The organism is Streptomyces sp. AC627_RSS907, assembly GCF_019049165.1.
In genome coordinates this window covers 1-14,550 of record NZ_JAGMUE010000039.1, presented here as the reverse complement: position 1 = coordinate 14,550, position 14,550 = coordinate 1, and the positions used below count along the sequence as shown (strand labels likewise).

The following is a 14,550-nucleotide window of genomic DNA, read 5'->3' as shown; positions in this document are numbered from 1 at the left end:
CCTTAAAAGAGCCCCCAAAGTCCGTTGAGGTCCCGGGCCGGGCGACGGACCCGACGGGCGGTGGGCGGGGGAGCGAGGTGAGGAGGCGGTGGCGGTGGCGGGGGAAGGGGGGAGAGGAGGAGGGGGACCCCACCGCACGGGGTCAGGAGTGGCCCGGCTCACATGGCGTACCGCCGGTGCCGCCGACACCATGGTCTCGTCACCCGGCAGGCTGAAGGGATCAACAATGTTCCGCAAGGTGCTGGTCGCCAACCGCGGTGAGATCGCGATCCGCGCGTTCCGCGCGGGCTACGAGCTCGGCGCGCGCACCGTTGCCGTCTTCCCCCACGAGGACCGCAACTCGCTGCACCGCCTGAAGGCCGACGAGGCCTACGAGATCGGGGAGCCGGGGCACCCGGTGCGCGCCTACCTCTCCGTGGAGGAGATCGTCCGCGCGGCGCGCCGAGCGGGAGCGGACGCCGTCTACCCGGGCTACGGATTTCTCTCCGAGAACCCGGAGCTGGCCCGCGCGTGCGAGGAGGCCGGCATCACGTTCGTCGGACCGAGCGCGCAGATCCTGGAACTGACCGGCAACAAGGCCCGTGCCGTGGCCGCCGCCCGCGAGGCCGGAGTGCCGGTCCTCGGCTCCTCCGCCCCCTCCACCGACGTCGACGAACTCGTCCGCGCCGCCGACGACATCGGCTTCCCGGTGTTCGTCAAGGCGGTCGCGGGCGGCGGCGGACGCGGCATGCGCCGCGTCGAGGACCGCGCCCAGCTGCGGGAGGCCATCGAGGCGGCGTCCCGGGAGGCGGCGTCCGCCTTCGGCGACTCGACGGTCTTCCTGGAGAGGGCCGTCGTCGAGCCCCGCCACATCGAGGTCCAGATCCTCGCCGACGGCCGGGGCGAGGTCATCCACCTCTTCGAGCGGGACTGCTCGGTGCAGCGCCGCCACCAGAAGGTCATCGAGCTGGCGCCCGCCCCCAACCTGGACCCGGAACTGCGCGAGCGGATCTGCGCCGATGCCGTGAGGTTCGCCCGGCAGATCGGCTACCGCAACGCCGGCACCGTCGAGTTCCTCGTCGACCGCGACGGCAACCACGTCTTCATCGAGATGAACCCGCGCATCCAGGTCGAGCACACGGTCACCGAAGAGGTCACCGACGTCGATCTCGTCCAGTCCCAGCTGCGCATCGCCGCCGGTGAGACGCTGACCGACCTCGGACTCGCCCAGGAGGACATCACCCTGCGCGGTGCCGCCCTCCAGTGCCGCATCACCACCGAGGACCCGGCCAACGGCTTCCGCCCGGACACCGGGCGGATCAGCGCCTACCGTTCGCCCGGCGGCTCCGGCATCCGCCTCGACGGCGGCACCACCCACGCCGGTACGGAGATCAGCGCCCACTTCGACTCGATGCTGGTCAAACTCTCCTGCCGCGGCCGGGACTTCCCCACCGCCGTCAGCCGCGCCCGGCGCGCCGTGGCCGAGTTCCGCATCCGCGGCGTCGCCACCAACATCCCCTTCCTCCAGGCCGTGCTGGACGATCCCGACTTCCAGGCCGGCCGGGTCACCACGTCGTTCATCGAGCAGCGTCCGCACCTGCTCACCGCCCGCCACTCCGCCGACCGGGGCACGAAGCTGCTGACGTACCTCGCCGACGTCACGGTGAACAAGCCGCACGGCGAACGGCCGGAACTCGTCGACCCGCTGACCAAGCTGCCGCCGCTGCCCGCCGGCGAACCCCCGGCCGGCTCCCGGCAGCGGCTCGCCGAGCTCGGTCCGGAGGGCTTCGCCCGCTGGCTGCGCGCCGCGCCCACCATCGGCGTCACCGACACCACGTTCCGCGACGCCCACCAGTCGCTGCTCGCCACCCGGGTCCGCACCAAGGACATGCTCGCCGTCGCCCCGGTGGTCGCGCGGACCTTGCCCGAGCTGCTGTCCCTGGAGTGCTGGGGCGGTGCCACCTACGACGTCGCCCTGCGCTTCCTCGCCGAGGACCCGTGGGAGCGCCTGGCCGCCCTGCGCGAGGCCGTGCCCAACATCTGCCTGCAGATGCTGCTGCGCGGCCGCAACACCGTCGGCTACACCCCGTACCCGACCGAGGTGACCGACGCCTTCGTGCAGGAGGCCGCCGCCACCGGCATCGACGTCTTCCGCATCTTCGACGCCCTCAACGACGTCGACCAGATGCGCCCCGCCATCGACGCCGTACGGCAGACCGGCACCTCCGTCGCCGAGGTCGCCCTCTGCTACACCGCCGACCTGTCGGACCCCTCCGAGCGGCTGTACACGCTCGACTACTACCTGCGCCTCGCCGAGCAGATCGTGAACGCCGGAGCCCACGTCCTGGCCGTCAAGGACATGGCCGGCCTGCTGCGCGCCCCGGCCGCGGCGACACTCGTCTCCGCGCTGCGCCGGGAGTTCGACCTGCCGGTGCACCTGCACACCCACGACACCACCGGCGGGCAGCTCGCCACCTACCTGGCCGCGATCCAGGCCGGCGCGGACGCGGTCGACGGTGCCGTGGCGTCCATGGCGGGCACCACCTCGCAGCCCTCCCTGTCGGCGATCGTCGCCGCCACCGACCACACCGAGCGCCCCACGGGCCTCGATCTCCAGGCCGTCGGCGACCTGGAACCGTACTGGGAGAGCGTCCGCAAGGTCTACGCCCCCTTCGAGGCGGGCCTGGCCTCACCGACCGGCCGCGTCTACCACCACGAGATCCCCGGCGGCCAGCTCTCCAACCTGCGCACCCAGGCCATCGCGCTCGGCCTCGGCGACCGCTTCGAGGACATCGAGGCCATGTACGCCGCCGCCGACCGGATGCTGGGCCGCCTGGTGAAGGTCACCCCGTCGTCCAAGGTGGTCGGCGACCTGGCCCTGCACCTGGTGGGCGCCGGCGTCTCCCCGGCGGACTTCGAGGCGGAGCCGGACCGGTTCGACATCCCCGACTCCGTCATCGGCTTCCTGCGCGGCGAGCTGGGCACCCCGCCCGGCGGCTGGCCGGAGCCCTTCCGCAGCAAGGCGCTGCGGGGCCGCGCCGAGGCCAGGCCCCTGCCGGAACTGACCGCCGACGACCGCACCGGGCTGGCCAAGGAGCGCCGGGCGACGCTCAACCGGCTGCTGTTCCCCGGGCCGGCCCGCGAGTTCGACACCCACCGCGCTTCCTTCGGCGACACCAGCGTCCTGGACAGCAAGGACTTCTTCTACGGGCTGCGCCCCGGCAAGGAGTACACCGTCGACCTCGACCCCGGCGTGCGTCTGCTCATCGAGCTGCAGGCGGTCGGTGACGCCGACGAGCGCGGCATGCGCACCGTGATGTCCTCCCTGAACGGGCAGCTCCGGCCGATCCAGGTCCGCGACCGGTCGGCGGCCTCCGACGTCCCGGTCACCGAGAAGGCCGACCGTACCGACCCCGGCCATGTCGCGGCGCCGTTCGCGGGTGTGGTGACCCTGGCCGTCGCCGAGGGCGACGAGGTCGAGGCCGGTGCCACCGTGGCGACCATCGAGGCCATGAAGATGGAGGCCACGATCACCGCGCCGAAGTCCGGCACGGTGACCAGGCTCGCCATCAACCGCATCCAGCAGGTCGAGGGAGGAGACCTCCTCGTCCAACTCGCCTGAGCCGAGCAGCCGGAGCCCGACGGCCGCCGGCGCGGCGAGCGTGGGGACCGTCGGATTCGTCGGGTCCGTCCACATGTGGCCCGGGTCGCCGGCCTACGTGGTGCCGTCGGGGTACGGAGTCCGCGCCGTCGTCGAACCGGGCTCCGACGGCGCGGGCGACGGACGCGCCGGGACCCACGACCACCGCTCAGGCACTCTTCGGCGCCGCCTGCTGCACCACCTCGAAGGACCACAGCGTGGACCCGCTCGCCGCCGGCTTGGGACGCTCGCCGCCCTCCGCGCCACCGCCCCGGTGCGCCGCCTTCATGGGGCCCTCCATCCAGGCCTGGAAGGACTCCTCGTCACGCCAGCGCGTGTAGACGAGGTACTCGTCGGTGCCTTCCACGGGCCGCAGGAGCTCGAACCACTCGAACCCGTCGGAGTTCTCCACGGCGTGGGCCCGCGAGGCGAAGCGCTTCTCCAGGTTCTCGCGCTGTTCGGCGGGAACGGTCAGTACGTTGATCTTGACTACGCTCATGGCCCCATCCTGCCGTATGCCGGGGGGCGGGGGGCCTCCCGGCGGACCGGCGTTGTCAGTGCCGTGCACCAGAATGCGGGCAAGCGAGATCAACACCGGCCGGAGCGGGTAGGCGGTCTCGAGTCCCCGTCCCGGAAAGGCCACAGCAGATGCCGCTTGCCGTCGTACCCCCGCAGACCGCCGGCTCCCTCGTGACCGCTCGCCGCGGGGCCGGCCCGAGGGCCCCGCTCAGTCCCGCCGAGGCCGACGTCCTGCGGATCATCACCGACGCGCGTACCCCCGTGTTCGTCACCGTGCGCGACGGCGGACGGCGCAGATACAGCTACTGGCGGCCACTGGACTCGGCCACGGGCCGGGGCGGCTGCTACGCGGCGCTGCCCACCGCCGCGTGCGACCTGCTGCACGCCGCCGGCCGGATCACCCTGGGCGAGCCGGTGACCGACCCGGCCAGGACCACCTACCGGGTCAGGGCCGTGCGGACCCCGGCCGCCTCCGTACGCGCCGTGCGGGACCGGGCACACGCGGCGTGAGCGGCCGAGGGCCCTGGCACGAGGTGACCGGGGCTCAGTGCTCCAGGGCCGCCCGGAGCGCGGGGTCCGACGCCGCCCGCCACACCGACGGGAGTTCCTCCTGCCGTGCGCGGGCCCGCGCACGTTCCTGGCCGTGGAGCAGCCCCCATGTGAACGCGGACTCCCCCGCGCCATGGGCCGCCACCGCCAGCCCCCGCAGGGCGTCCTGGGTGACGACCGCGTCCTGGTGCTCACCGAGCAGCTTCTGCACCGCCTTGGCACGCCTGCCGAGGCGGGCCACGGGTTTGCCGAGCGCCGGGCGGGCGACCTCGGCCGCGTAGCGGACCTTCTTGGCCGCCTTGCGCGCCTGGTGCAGCGCCGTGTCCCGGGCCGGTCCCGCCGGCTGCTCCAGCGCGTGGTCCATGCGCCCGGCCAGCCGGTCGTACTCCTTGAGCACCGCCCGGGCCATCGTCCGGGCCGGCTTGCCCGCCGCGCCGGCGCGCAGGGGCGGCCGGCGGACCAGCCCGTCCAGCGCCTCCAGGAGACGCAGATAGCGGGACGAGGCCAGAGCCTGACGCGTACGCGTGCGGCCCGCTGCACCGCGGGACACGTCCCACACCCGCAGCCTGGCCGCGACCGGGCCGAGCACGAGGTGGTCGGGCAGCTCGGCGACCCCGGCGGCGAGACGCTCGCTCAGCACCTCCTGGTCTCGCTCCGCCCCCAGCTCGCCCGCCAGCCACTGGAGTTCCGCGCGCACGGGATCAGTGACCCGCCGGTCGAGCACCGACCGGTACGAGCGCAGACAGCTGCGCAGGCGCCGGCACGTCACCCGCATCCTGTGCACCCCGTCGGGCAGGTCGCGGCGGGCCGCCGGATCCAGTGCCACCAGGATGCCGGTCTGCTCGCGCAGGTACGCGAGCACGTGGGCGCCCGGGGACCCGGGCACCACCTCACCGGCCGACGGGCGAGGCCGCTCCCGCTCCACCGGGGCTCCGGTCTCCCGCAGCGCCCGGACGAGCTTGGAGGGACTGTCCGCCCGGACGATCCCCTTCTTGCGCAGTCTCCGCTCGACGGTGTCCAGCAGCCCGGCGTGCACCCCGTCGGCGAGCTCGACCTCCAGCTCGCTCCACTCGGCATGGCCACCACCGGCCGGCAGCGAGTCCGCGCGCACCTCGTCGAGGCTCAGCTCGGCGAGCACCCGGCCGTCGGCGTCGCGCAGGTGCCGCACGGTGCGGGCGGACCGGACGCGGACGACGGGACGCAGCTCGGCACCCCGCGTACGGGACACGACGAGCTCGCGCAGCACGCGCGGCACGTCGTCCGACAGCGGGGCCCGCACTTCCTCCCGGCTGTCCCCGGTGAGCGGCAGCTTCAGATGCCACCCGGCGTCCGGGCCGCCCGTCCGGCGGCGCAAGGTGGCCGACGTGCCGGCCAGCCGCAGATCCGCGGTGTCGTAGTACACCGCGTCCAGCTCCTCGGGCCCGGCCGCGGTGACCGAGGCGACGGGGCCGGCACCGGTCAGGTCCGGCAGCCCACCGGTACCGGGGGAGGGCGGCTCGTACTTTCGCTCTGTCTCGCGTTTCGACTGGGTCATGCTGTGTCCCTGAACGCGATCCGGCGCCTCAAACACGTCGGGCGGTGGGAGTGTTCTCCGGCTGCCGCGGCGCGGCGGCTCAGGCCCCCCGCACGCCCCACCGGGCACACCCCCCGCCCCCTCAGCCGCCGGCGGCGAGCCAGGGCCGCGGATCGGCGTAGTACCCGCCGAAGACGACTTCGAAGTGCAGGTGGGGGCCCGTGGACAGGCCGGTGGAGCCGACCCGGCCTATCGGGGTCCCGGCCTCCACGGACTGCCCGACGGTGGCCTCCAGGGACGACAGGTGGCTGTAGGTCGTCTCCAGCCGCTTGCCGTCGATGCTCCCGTGGTCGACCACGACGCGGTTGCCGTACGCGGTGGTCGGCGCGGCGAACACGACCCTGCCCTGCCGGGCCGCGACGACCGGCGCTCCCTGGGGAGCCGCGAAGTCCACGCCGGTGTGCAGCTTGGTCACCCCGGTCAGCGGGTGCTCCCGCGAGCCGAAGGGCGAGGTGATGGTGAGCGGGGAGACCGGAGCGGACAGGAGCGCGCCGGCCGCCGCCCCCGTACCGTCGCCGGAGTCGTCCCGGTCGAGTGCCTCGTACCGGGGGATCAGGGCCTTGACCTCGCCGAGGTAGGTCTCCGCGGCGGGAGGCACACGCCCCGCCTCCGCCACGGCGTCCGGCCCCGTCGCGTAGGCGGCGAGGGTCAGGTCCACGAGGTCCCCGTTGACCCTGCCCTCGGTGCGCAGGTCGGTCACCTTCCCGGCCAGGGAGCAGTCCCGCCGGCCGAGGGCCATGATGGCGTCCGCCGGATCGCGGGGCGAGGAGCGCCCGCTGCCGTCGTCGTCCCTGCCCCAGGTCCGCCACTCGCTGTCCGTGAAGGCGGCGATGCCCTTCTGCCCCGACAGGCCGTCCGTGTCGTCGCTCCAGCCGGAGAGCTGGTCGATCTGGGCGGCCAGCACCGACGGCTCGAGGACCGGGCAGGCCGACGCCGCCTTGCGCAGCCACGGGACGTACGAGGGGTCGATGCCGGCCGCGGCGGTCTGACCCGAGCCGGAGTCCTCGGGCCACGGGGAGGGCAGGCCGCCCGTCAGCGCGAGGAACGCGGCCACACCGGTGACGGTCACCAGGCCCGGCAGCACCAGCAGCGTGACGGGTCCCGGACCGCGACGCCGCCGCTTACCGGCCCGTTCCCGTTGTTCCGGTACGGGTGCCGGATCCGGCTGTCGGTCCGGTCCCGGCCGCTGCCGCCGCTCCCCGTCCGTGTCCTCGGACGCCTCCGTCACGGTCAGCCGCTCGTCGTTCACCTGGGCGCTCGCCAGGACGTGTCACTCACGCAGGGAGACTAACGGCCCGTTCCGCGAGCGTCAGGAGCCCCCGAGGCAGAAGGGGCTGCCCGAACGGGCAGGACCGTGGGGCATCCGGTGCCCGCTGCCCGGCCGTCACTCCGCGCTCCACCGGCAACGCTATGATCCCGGCCCATGGGCGTCTCCTGAACCGGCCGCACGGTCCCCAGTCATCCGCCCGGCGGACGCCGGGCGTCGGTCACACATGCCGCGCGCCACTCAGGAGACAGTCACCCCATGTCCGTTCACTCCCGCTGCCCCGCCCTGGACGACCGCATCGCCCTGCTGCGGCGGCTCGCCCGGTCCGAACCCCGTCTCGAAGGCGTACTCCTCTACGGATCCTGGACGGTCGGCGAGGCCGACGCCCACTCCGACATCGAGGCGTACCTCTACGTGGAGGACGAGCACCTCGACGCCTTCGACGCCCGGGCCTTCCTCGCGCAGCTCGCTCCGCTGCGGCTGGCGTACACCAACATGTACGGCATCCTCGCCGTCGTCTTCGACGACCTGATGCGCGGCGAGTTCCACATCACGCCGGCCGGCCCCGGCATCGAGGAAGTCCCCACCTGGCGGGGCATGGTCCATCTGCCCCGCCCCGAGGACGCCGTCCTGCTGGACCGCACCGGACGCCTCACCGCGGCCGCCCGGCACCTGGCCACGTTCGTGCCGCCCGAGCCGGCCGGCACCGCGCAGCAGCTCACCGACGAACTGGCCAACTGGACCCTGATGCTGGCCCACGTCCTGGCGCGCGGTGAAGTGGCCCGCGCCCACGCCCTGTTGCACGGTGTGGTCGCCCCACAGCAACTGCAGCTGTGCCGGCTCCTGCGCGACAGCACCGCGCACTGGCTGACGCCCAGCCGGGCACTGGAACGGGATCTGCGCGCCGCCGACGTCGACCGCTACATCACCACGACCGCCGCCGCCCGGGAGGGCGAGCTGCGCGCGGCGGCGCGCGAGAGCTGGCGGTGGAGCCGTGAGCTGAGCGCCGAGGCGGCCGGCCGCTGGGCCGTCCGGGTGCCGCGGCGGCTGCACGAACAGATCGCGGAGCTGCTGGCGGCCGGCCGTCCGGGCTGACCGGTCGGCCCGGCAGGACGGGGGAGCGCCGCGGATCAGTGGGGCGGCGAGGGGCGGACGGCGAGGACGGCGATGTCGTCGGCGCTGTCGGCCCCCAGGCCGATCAGCAGCTCGTCGCAGAACGTGTCGAGGGGCTCGCGGGACAGTTCCGCGGCGAGGCGGCGCAGCCGGTCCAGCGCGTCGTCGAGGGGCTCGTCACGGCGCTCGATGAGGCCGTCGGTGTACAGCAGCAGGGTCGAGTGGGCCGGCAGCGCGTGGTGGGCCGTGGGCCGCGGAACATCGGGGTCCATGCCGAGGAGCAGGCCCGCGCCTTCGTCGAGGTAGCGGGTCTCGCCCTCCCGGGTGGTCAGCAGGGGCGGCAGATGTCCGGCGGAGGAGTGCTTCAGCTCCCAGGGACCCTGCGCCGGCCCCTTGACCAGGCCGTAGACACAGGTGGCGGTGGCCTCCCGGTGGAGGCTGTGGTTCGCCAGGTCCAGGCGGCGGAGCACCATCGCGGGCGGCTCCTGGCGGTCGACGGCGATGCCGCGGAGCATGCTGCGCAGCTGGCTCATGGCGATGGCCGCGTCGAGGTTGTGTCCCGTGACGTCGCCGATGACCACGGCCGTGTCACCGCTGGGCACGACGAAGCTGTCGTACCAGTCCCCGCCGACCTGCGCGGTGGTCGAGGACGCGGCGTAGCGGGCCGCCAGCTGCAGGCCCGCGGGCTCCGGCAGCACCGGCAGCAGGGAGCGCTGAAGCCGCTCGGCGATGGAGCGCGTCTCCTGGTACAGCCGGGCGTTGTCCACCCCCAGCGCCAGGCTGTGGACGAGGTCGTCGACCAGGGCCAGGTCGTCCTGGGTGAACGGCCGTCCCTCGGGGGCACGGGTCAGGGTGAGGGCCCCGAAGATCTTCCGGCGCGCCCGCAGCGGAGCGACGACGGCGCTGCCCGCCCCGAGCCCCCGCAGCAGTTCGAAGTAGTGCCTGTCCAGCGCGCTCTCGGCCCGGCTCGGCGGCACGACGTCGGCGAGCAGCAGGGGCCCCGCGCCGCGCAGTACCCGGGCGAGCGGGCCGCGCGACTCCTCCGCGACCGGCGGCAGCCTGCCCTCGTACCCCGCGGGGCGCAGGCCCTGGGGGTCCCGGTGGACGACACACACCCGGTCCACCTGGGCCTGCTCGGTGAACAGGTCCACCACACACCAGTCGGCCAGCCGCCGCGTCAGCAGCCGGCCGGCACGCCGCAGCCCCTCGTCCAGGTCCAGGGTGTTGTTGAACTGCGCCCCCAGGTCGGCCAGGAGGGAGAGCCTGTCCAGCGCCGACATGCCGCCTTCGGCGCCGCTCGTCCTCCGGTCGCGCTCCGGCGCGGTCGGCGGCGGGCCTCCGTCGGCTCCCGGAGCCGCCGTCTGCCCGCTTCTGTCGGGAGCCGCCTTCGGCACGTCGAGGGACGTGGTCGCCCGCGGGGCGAGCTGGCCGACGAAGACGGTGCGGCCGTCGGCCGTCTCCTGGGTCTGGATGATCAACTGCACCGGGACCATCCCGCCGTCACGGTGCAGCGCGGGAAGCGGCACGGAGCGGCCCACGATGCGGGCACGTCCGGTGAGCAGCAGCGAGGAGAACGCCGCCGTGTGGCGCCCGCGCAGGTGCTCGGGGATGAGCGTGGTCAGCCTGCGCCCGATGAGATCGTCCGGTGCCCAGCCCAGCAGGTCCGCCGCCGGACCGTTCGCCGCGATGATCCGGTTGCCCTCGTCGGCCGCGATGGTCGGCACCCTGCTGGCCTGCACCTGGCCGGCGTCCCACGGCACGAGCTCGGAGGAGCTGACCTCCGGCTCACGTGGCATCACCGTCCACGCGGTGGGGCGGCCCCCGGTCAGCTGTCCGACGATCTGGCCGAACAGCCAGTCCTGGAAGGCGCGGGCACGCGGCAGATCCGGCAGGGTGAGCAGCAGTTCCTCCCGCGCGCCCTCGTCGGCCAGGTCGAGCACGCGGCGCAGGGTCCGTACCGCCGGCGCGGAGTCGGCCGGCATCGGCAGGCGCAGGGAGCGGAGGTTCGACTCGGAGCGCGGTTCCTCCAGCGCGGCCGTCACGCAGGCGCTGATCACGTTGTTGATGTCGTGGGCGGTCGCGAGGTCCTCGGGCCCCACCCGCAGGTCCGCTCCGACGGCCGCGGCGAGGGCCACTTCGCGCAGCACCGCGTGCCGGTGCTGCGCGCACGCGAAGTTCAGCGCACTCGGCACGTCGACGAGCGTCACCGTCCGTGGGGAGGGCCACGGCGGCGCGGCGACCTCCCAACCGGGCGACGGCGGCGGCGGACCGTCGGGCCACAGCTCGAACCACACCGTCTTGCCCTCGTCGCCGGAGTCGACCCCGCACCGCGAGGCCAGCTGCTCCACCAGTGACAGCCCCTGTCCCGTACCGGCGTACGGCGGGCAGTGCTGCGGTACGAGTCCACGGCTCGGCCGTCGGTCACCGACCCGTACGCGCACCCGGCCCTCGGGGCGTGACACCGTCACCTCGACCTCGGTCCGCGCGTGCAGCACCGCGTTGGTGACCAGCTCGCTCACCAGGAGCTGAGCCGTGTCCATCAGGTCCGCGGCGACGTCGTCCAGTGCGGTGCGCACGAAGCGTCGGGCCGATGCCACGCTCCCCGGCCGCTCGGGGAACCGCCGTGACACCGTCGCCGGATCGAGGTAACCCATGCCCCCAGTGTGGGCCCCGGACGGCCCGCCCTGCAGCGCGCCGTCCGGGCGCGCCCTGCTCTCGTCGCCGTGTCCGTCCGCCGGTCGGGTGAATGTCCCGGGGCGGGCCGGGAGGGGCCGGACCCGGTGGGCGGGGATCACTCCGACGGCCCGCCGGCGTGGCACCGCGTTCCCACCGGCGCGCGGGTCACCGCGGGAGGCGAACCGTGTCCGGCTCGCGACGGACCGGCTCCGGACGGTGGTCACGAGCCGATCGTGACCACCACGCCGGTACGGCGGGCCCGCTCGGCGGCCCGGACGACACGGCGGGTCCGCAGGCTCGCGGCGCCGTCCGACGCGAGGGCGCTCGTGTCTCCGGTGGCGACCGCGTCGAGGAAGGCGTCGACCACCTGTCAAGGCTCCGAAACGACGATCGGTGCTCGAAAGTGATTGGAGAGGGGGCGTTGAGTGCACAATAAATCACGAGGCGTCGGTTGCCGGGTGCGCGGGAACGATGAGAACGAGCCGGGTGGGAGCCGTGATCGGCGGGCTGCCGCGCGACTGGTAGCGTCGCGTGGTCGCGGCGGGCGGCGCGAGAGAGGTGTCGGTGCGTGGGTGAGCGGCAGGACCGTGAGTGGGTGGCGATGACGCCGGGCGATTTCGACCTGGACGCACCCCTGGTCCTCAACGTGGGCACCGGTCCCGTCACGGTCCCGGCCGAGCCGGACGAGTACGGCACGGCACCGCTGTTCGGGGACCCGGCGCCCGCACCGGGCACGTCCCGCCGGAACCGGCGGCACGGGACGTCACCCGCCCAGGAGCGGCTGTTCTGACCGTCCCCGCCACGGGGCTACGGGAAGCCGGACGCGCCGTCCGTGAACGCCGGCGCCGCGTGAGCGGCGGCCTTCACCTGTGCCCGAGTGGAGCGGAGCGACCCGTGCGCACCTGGGTGAGTCGCGTGCGATCAGGGACGGGCCGCGGCCCTTCAGGTGCGCGGAACTGCTCGGAACGGCTTTGTATCGAGCACGTATTGACATGTAACGGCTGAGCCCGTCAGAGTCATGCCCCGGCAGTGCCTGCCCGTGCCCGACCGTGATGCGACCACCCACCGAGGAGTGTTGCCGTCATGTCCGAAACGCCCGCTGTCTCACGCCGACTGCTGTTGGGCGGAGCCGTCGCCACCGGCGCGCTCGCCGCCGGGGTGGCCGCGTCGGCCCCGTCCGCGTCCGCCGCCGAACCGGCACCCCGCCGCAGACCCGGCCAGAGGTCCATGATCGGTGTGCCGTTCGACGTCCACAGAACCGTCCGTGTCGGTGTCATCGGCCTCGGCAACCGGGGTGGCGGCATGATCACGGGCTGGGCGGCCGTACCCGGCTGCACCGTGACCGCCGTCTGCGACATCCGCGCCGACCGCGCGAAACGCGCCGCCGACCGACTGGAGAGCAAGGGCCATCCGCGCCCCGCCGAGTACGGCGGCTCGGCCGACTCCTACGCCCGGATGCTCCGGCGGGACGACATCGACCTGGTGTACGTCGCCACCCCGTGGGAGTTCCACTACGAGCACGGCAGGGAGGCGCTGCTCAGCGGCAGGCACGCGGTGGTGGAACTTCCCGTCGCCACGGAACTGCGCCAGCTCTGGGACCTCGTCGACACCTCCGAGCGCACGCGCAGACACCTGCTCCTGTCCGAGAACTGCAACTACGGCCGCAACGAGCTGGCCATGCTCAGGATGGCGCACGACGGCCTGTTCGGAGACATCACCAACGGCCACGGCGGCTACCTCCACGACCTGCGCGAACTCCTCTTCTCCGACACCTACTACACCGACTCCTGGCGGCGGCTCTGGCACACCCGCTCCACCGCCTCCTTCTACCCCATGCACGGACTGGCTCCCATCGCGGCGGCCATGGACGTCAACCGCGGCGACCGCATGACCACGCTGCGCGCCACCGCGACCGCGCCGAAGGGGCTGGCCGACTACCGCGCACGCTTCGTCCCCAGGGACCACCCCTCGTGGAAAGAGACGTACATCAACGGCGACCTGATCACCTGCATGATCGAGACGGCGCGGGGACGGACGATCCGCGCGGAGCACGACGTGAGCTCGCCCCGTCCGTACAGCCGCATCAACACCCTCGCCGGCAGCCGGGGAATCGTCGAGGACTACGCGGGCCCCTCCCCGACCGGAGCCCGGATCTACGTCGAACCGGACCACGGCGGCCACACCTGGCGCGACTTCGAGAGCTACCGCAAGGAATACGACCACTGGCTGTGGCAGAAGGTCGGTGACGACGCCGCGAACAACGGCGGCCACGGCGGCATGGACTATGTCCTGCAGTGGCGGACCGTCCAACTGATGCGCGCCGGGCTGGTGCCGGACATCGACGTGTACGACTCGGCGGCCTGGTGCGCGCCCGTCCCGCTGAGCGCCGCGTCGCTGGCCAGGGACGGCCGCCCCGTCGAGATCCCCGACTTCACCCGAGGCGCCTGGCGCGAGCGCAGGCCCGGCCTCGACTCGGCTCCCACCGACATGCCGCCCGGCGGCTGAGCTCCGGCCGGCCCCGGGCCGCTCCGCCACGGCACTGGGCGGCACCGTGGCGGGGCGACGGCGCGGACCGGCCCCCGGCGCCGCAACACCTCCGTGCGGGGCGGCGCTACCGCGCCAGGGCCGCCTCCGGCCCCATGACGACGACCGGCTCCTTCTCCGGGTCCAGAGCGTTCAGCAGCGCGCGCATGTGCTCCTCGCTCAAGGACACGCAGGCGTTGGTCGGCCCGCCGTGGTCCACGTGGATCCAGATCCCGCCGCCCTTGTCCTCACCCAGCGGTCGTGTCTCGTCCAGTGGGGTGGTGCCGGGCACCCGGTTGTAGTCGATGGCGATCACGAAGTCGAACGAACCCTCCAGCGGCTCGCCGAGGTGCCCGGTCCCCACCGCGTTGAACAGCGGGTCCTGGTCGTAGGGGAGGCGGGTGCCCGGGTCGGGCAGCAGGCCACCGGCGTCACTGAGGGGGAACACGCCGATGGGTGTGCGCAGATCGTCCGCCACGTGGTCCTCGGTCCAGCCGCGCAGGCCGTTGTGGGCCGGCCAGGGCCCGGCGACGGCGCGCCACCCGTGTACGGGGTCCCGCTCGTACAGCACCGCCTGCGCCCGGTACGAGGTCTCCGTCGGGCCCGTGACCACCAGGGCCTGCCGGGATCCGGAGGGGAGCCCGGCCCGCATGGCCGGCCCCAGCCCGGGGAGGGGGCGGTGGAGCGGGCGCGGGGGAGCGGGGTGGGGGG

At 73.8% G+C, this 14,550-nt stretch carries 11 protein-coding genes; 5 read left to right on the top strand and 6 right to left on the bottom strand.

Annotation, left to right across the window (positions count from 1 at the left end; genetic code table 11):
* Positions 1 to 226: 226 nt before the first annotated feature.
* On the top strand, positions 227 to 3,601 hold the full coding sequence (locus KUM32_RS10915; protein WP_217141646.1) for a pyruvate carboxylase: 3,375 nt from the start codon (positions 227 to 229) through the stop codon (positions 3,599 to 3,601).
* 187 nt (positions 3,602 to 3,788) lie between these two features.
* Here KUM32_RS10915 and KUM32_RS10910 read toward each other — a convergent pair whose 3' ends face one another.
* Complete coding sequence (locus KUM32_RS10910; protein ID WP_217141645.1) at positions 3,789 to 4,118, bottom strand: antibiotic biosynthesis monooxygenase; 330 nt, start codon at positions 4,116 to 4,118, stop codon at positions 3,789 to 3,791.
* Between the two features lie 149 nt (positions 4,119 to 4,267).
* Between KUM32_RS10910 and KUM32_RS10905 the strand changes: the two genes are divergently transcribed.
* Positions 4,268 to 4,648, top strand: coding sequence for a hypothetical protein (locus KUM32_RS10905; protein WP_217141644.1), 381 nt, complete (start codon positions 4,268 to 4,270; stop codon positions 4,646 to 4,648).
* Positions 4,649 to 4,682: 34 nt separating this feature from the next.
* Here KUM32_RS10905 and KUM32_RS10900 read toward each other — a convergent pair whose 3' ends face one another.
* Positions 4,683 to 6,221, bottom strand: coding sequence for a CYTH and CHAD domain-containing protein (locus tag KUM32_RS10900; RefSeq protein WP_217141643.1), 1,539 nt, complete (start codon positions 6,219 to 6,221; stop codon positions 4,683 to 4,685).
* Between the two features lie 121 nt (positions 6,222 to 6,342).
* Positions 6,343 to 7,509 carry a M23 family metallopeptidase gene (locus tag KUM32_RS10895; protein WP_217141642.1) on the bottom strand — a complete coding sequence of 389 codons (1,167 nt, stop codon included), beginning with the start codon at positions 7,507 to 7,509 and terminating at the stop codon, positions 6,343 to 6,345.
* Positions 7,510 to 7,785: 276 nt separating this feature from the next.
* Here KUM32_RS10895 and KUM32_RS10890 point away from each other — a divergent pair, with 276 nt between their 5' ends.
* Entirely contained in the window at positions 7,786 to 8,622 is an 837-nt protein-coding gene (locus tag KUM32_RS10890; RefSeq protein WP_217141641.1) for a nucleotidyltransferase domain-containing protein, read from the top strand.
* Between the two features lie 35 nt (positions 8,623 to 8,657).
* On the opposite strand, the gene KUM32_RS10885 is transcribed toward KUM32_RS10890, so the two are convergent.
* On the bottom strand, positions 8,658 to 11,294 hold the full coding sequence (locus KUM32_RS10885; RefSeq protein ID WP_217141640.1) for a SpoIIE family protein phosphatase: 2,637 nt from the start codon (positions 11,292 to 11,294) through the stop codon (positions 8,658 to 8,660).
* Between the two features lie 242 nt (positions 11,295 to 11,536).
* On the bottom strand, positions 11,537 to 11,683 hold the full coding sequence (locus KUM32_RS10880; protein WP_217141639.1) for a hypothetical protein: 147 nt from the start codon (positions 11,681 to 11,683) through the stop codon (positions 11,537 to 11,539).
* A gap of 201 nt (positions 11,684 to 11,884) precedes the next feature.
* On the opposite strand from KUM32_RS10880, the gene KUM32_RS10875 reads away from it, so the two are divergent.
* Entirely contained in the window at positions 11,885 to 12,106 is a 222-nt protein-coding gene (locus KUM32_RS10875; RefSeq protein WP_217141638.1) for a hypothetical protein, read from the top strand.
* A 293-nt stretch (positions 12,107 to 12,399) separates the two neighbouring features.
* The gene (locus KUM32_RS10870; RefSeq protein ID WP_217141637.1) at positions 12,400 to 13,821 is read left to right on the top strand and encodes a Gfo/Idh/MocA family protein; all 1,422 of its coding nucleotides are present in this window, start codon (positions 12,400 to 12,402) and stop codon (positions 13,819 to 13,821) included.
* A 106-nt stretch (positions 13,822 to 13,927) separates the two neighbouring features.
* Here KUM32_RS10870 and KUM32_RS10865 read toward each other — a convergent pair.
* A partial coding sequence (locus KUM32_RS10865; protein ID WP_217141636.1) for a L,D-transpeptidase family protein occupies positions 13,928 to 14,550 on the bottom strand: 623 nt, incomplete at its 5' end.

Excerpts from the sequence above, each read along its gene's own strand:
- KUM32_RS10915 (WP_217141646.1), top strand. The coding sequence starts at position 227 with ATGTTCCGCAAGGTGCTGGTCGCCAACCGCGGTGAGATCGCGATCCGC.
- KUM32_RS10910 (WP_217141645.1), bottom strand. The coding sequence starts at position 4,118 with ATGAGCGTAGTCAAGATCAACGTACTGACCGTTCCCGCCGAACAGCGC.
- KUM32_RS10905 (WP_217141644.1), top strand. The coding sequence starts at position 4,268 with ATGCCGCTTGCCGTCGTACCCCCGCAGACCGCCGGCTCCCTCGTGACC.
- KUM32_RS10900 (WP_217141643.1), bottom strand. The coding sequence starts at position 6,221 with ATGACCCAGTCGAAACGCGAGACAGAGCGAAAGTACGAGCCGCCCTCC.
- KUM32_RS10890 (WP_217141641.1), top strand. The coding sequence starts at position 7,786 with ATGTCCGTTCACTCCCGCTGCCCCGCCCTGGACGACCGCATCGCCCTG.
- KUM32_RS10885 (WP_217141640.1), bottom strand. The coding sequence starts at position 11,294 with ATGGGTTACCTCGATCCGGCGACGGTGTCACGGCGGTTCCCCGAGCGG.
- KUM32_RS10870 (WP_217141637.1), top strand. The coding sequence starts at position 12,400 with ATGTCCGAAACGCCCGCTGTCTCACGCCGACTGCTGTTGGGCGGAGCC.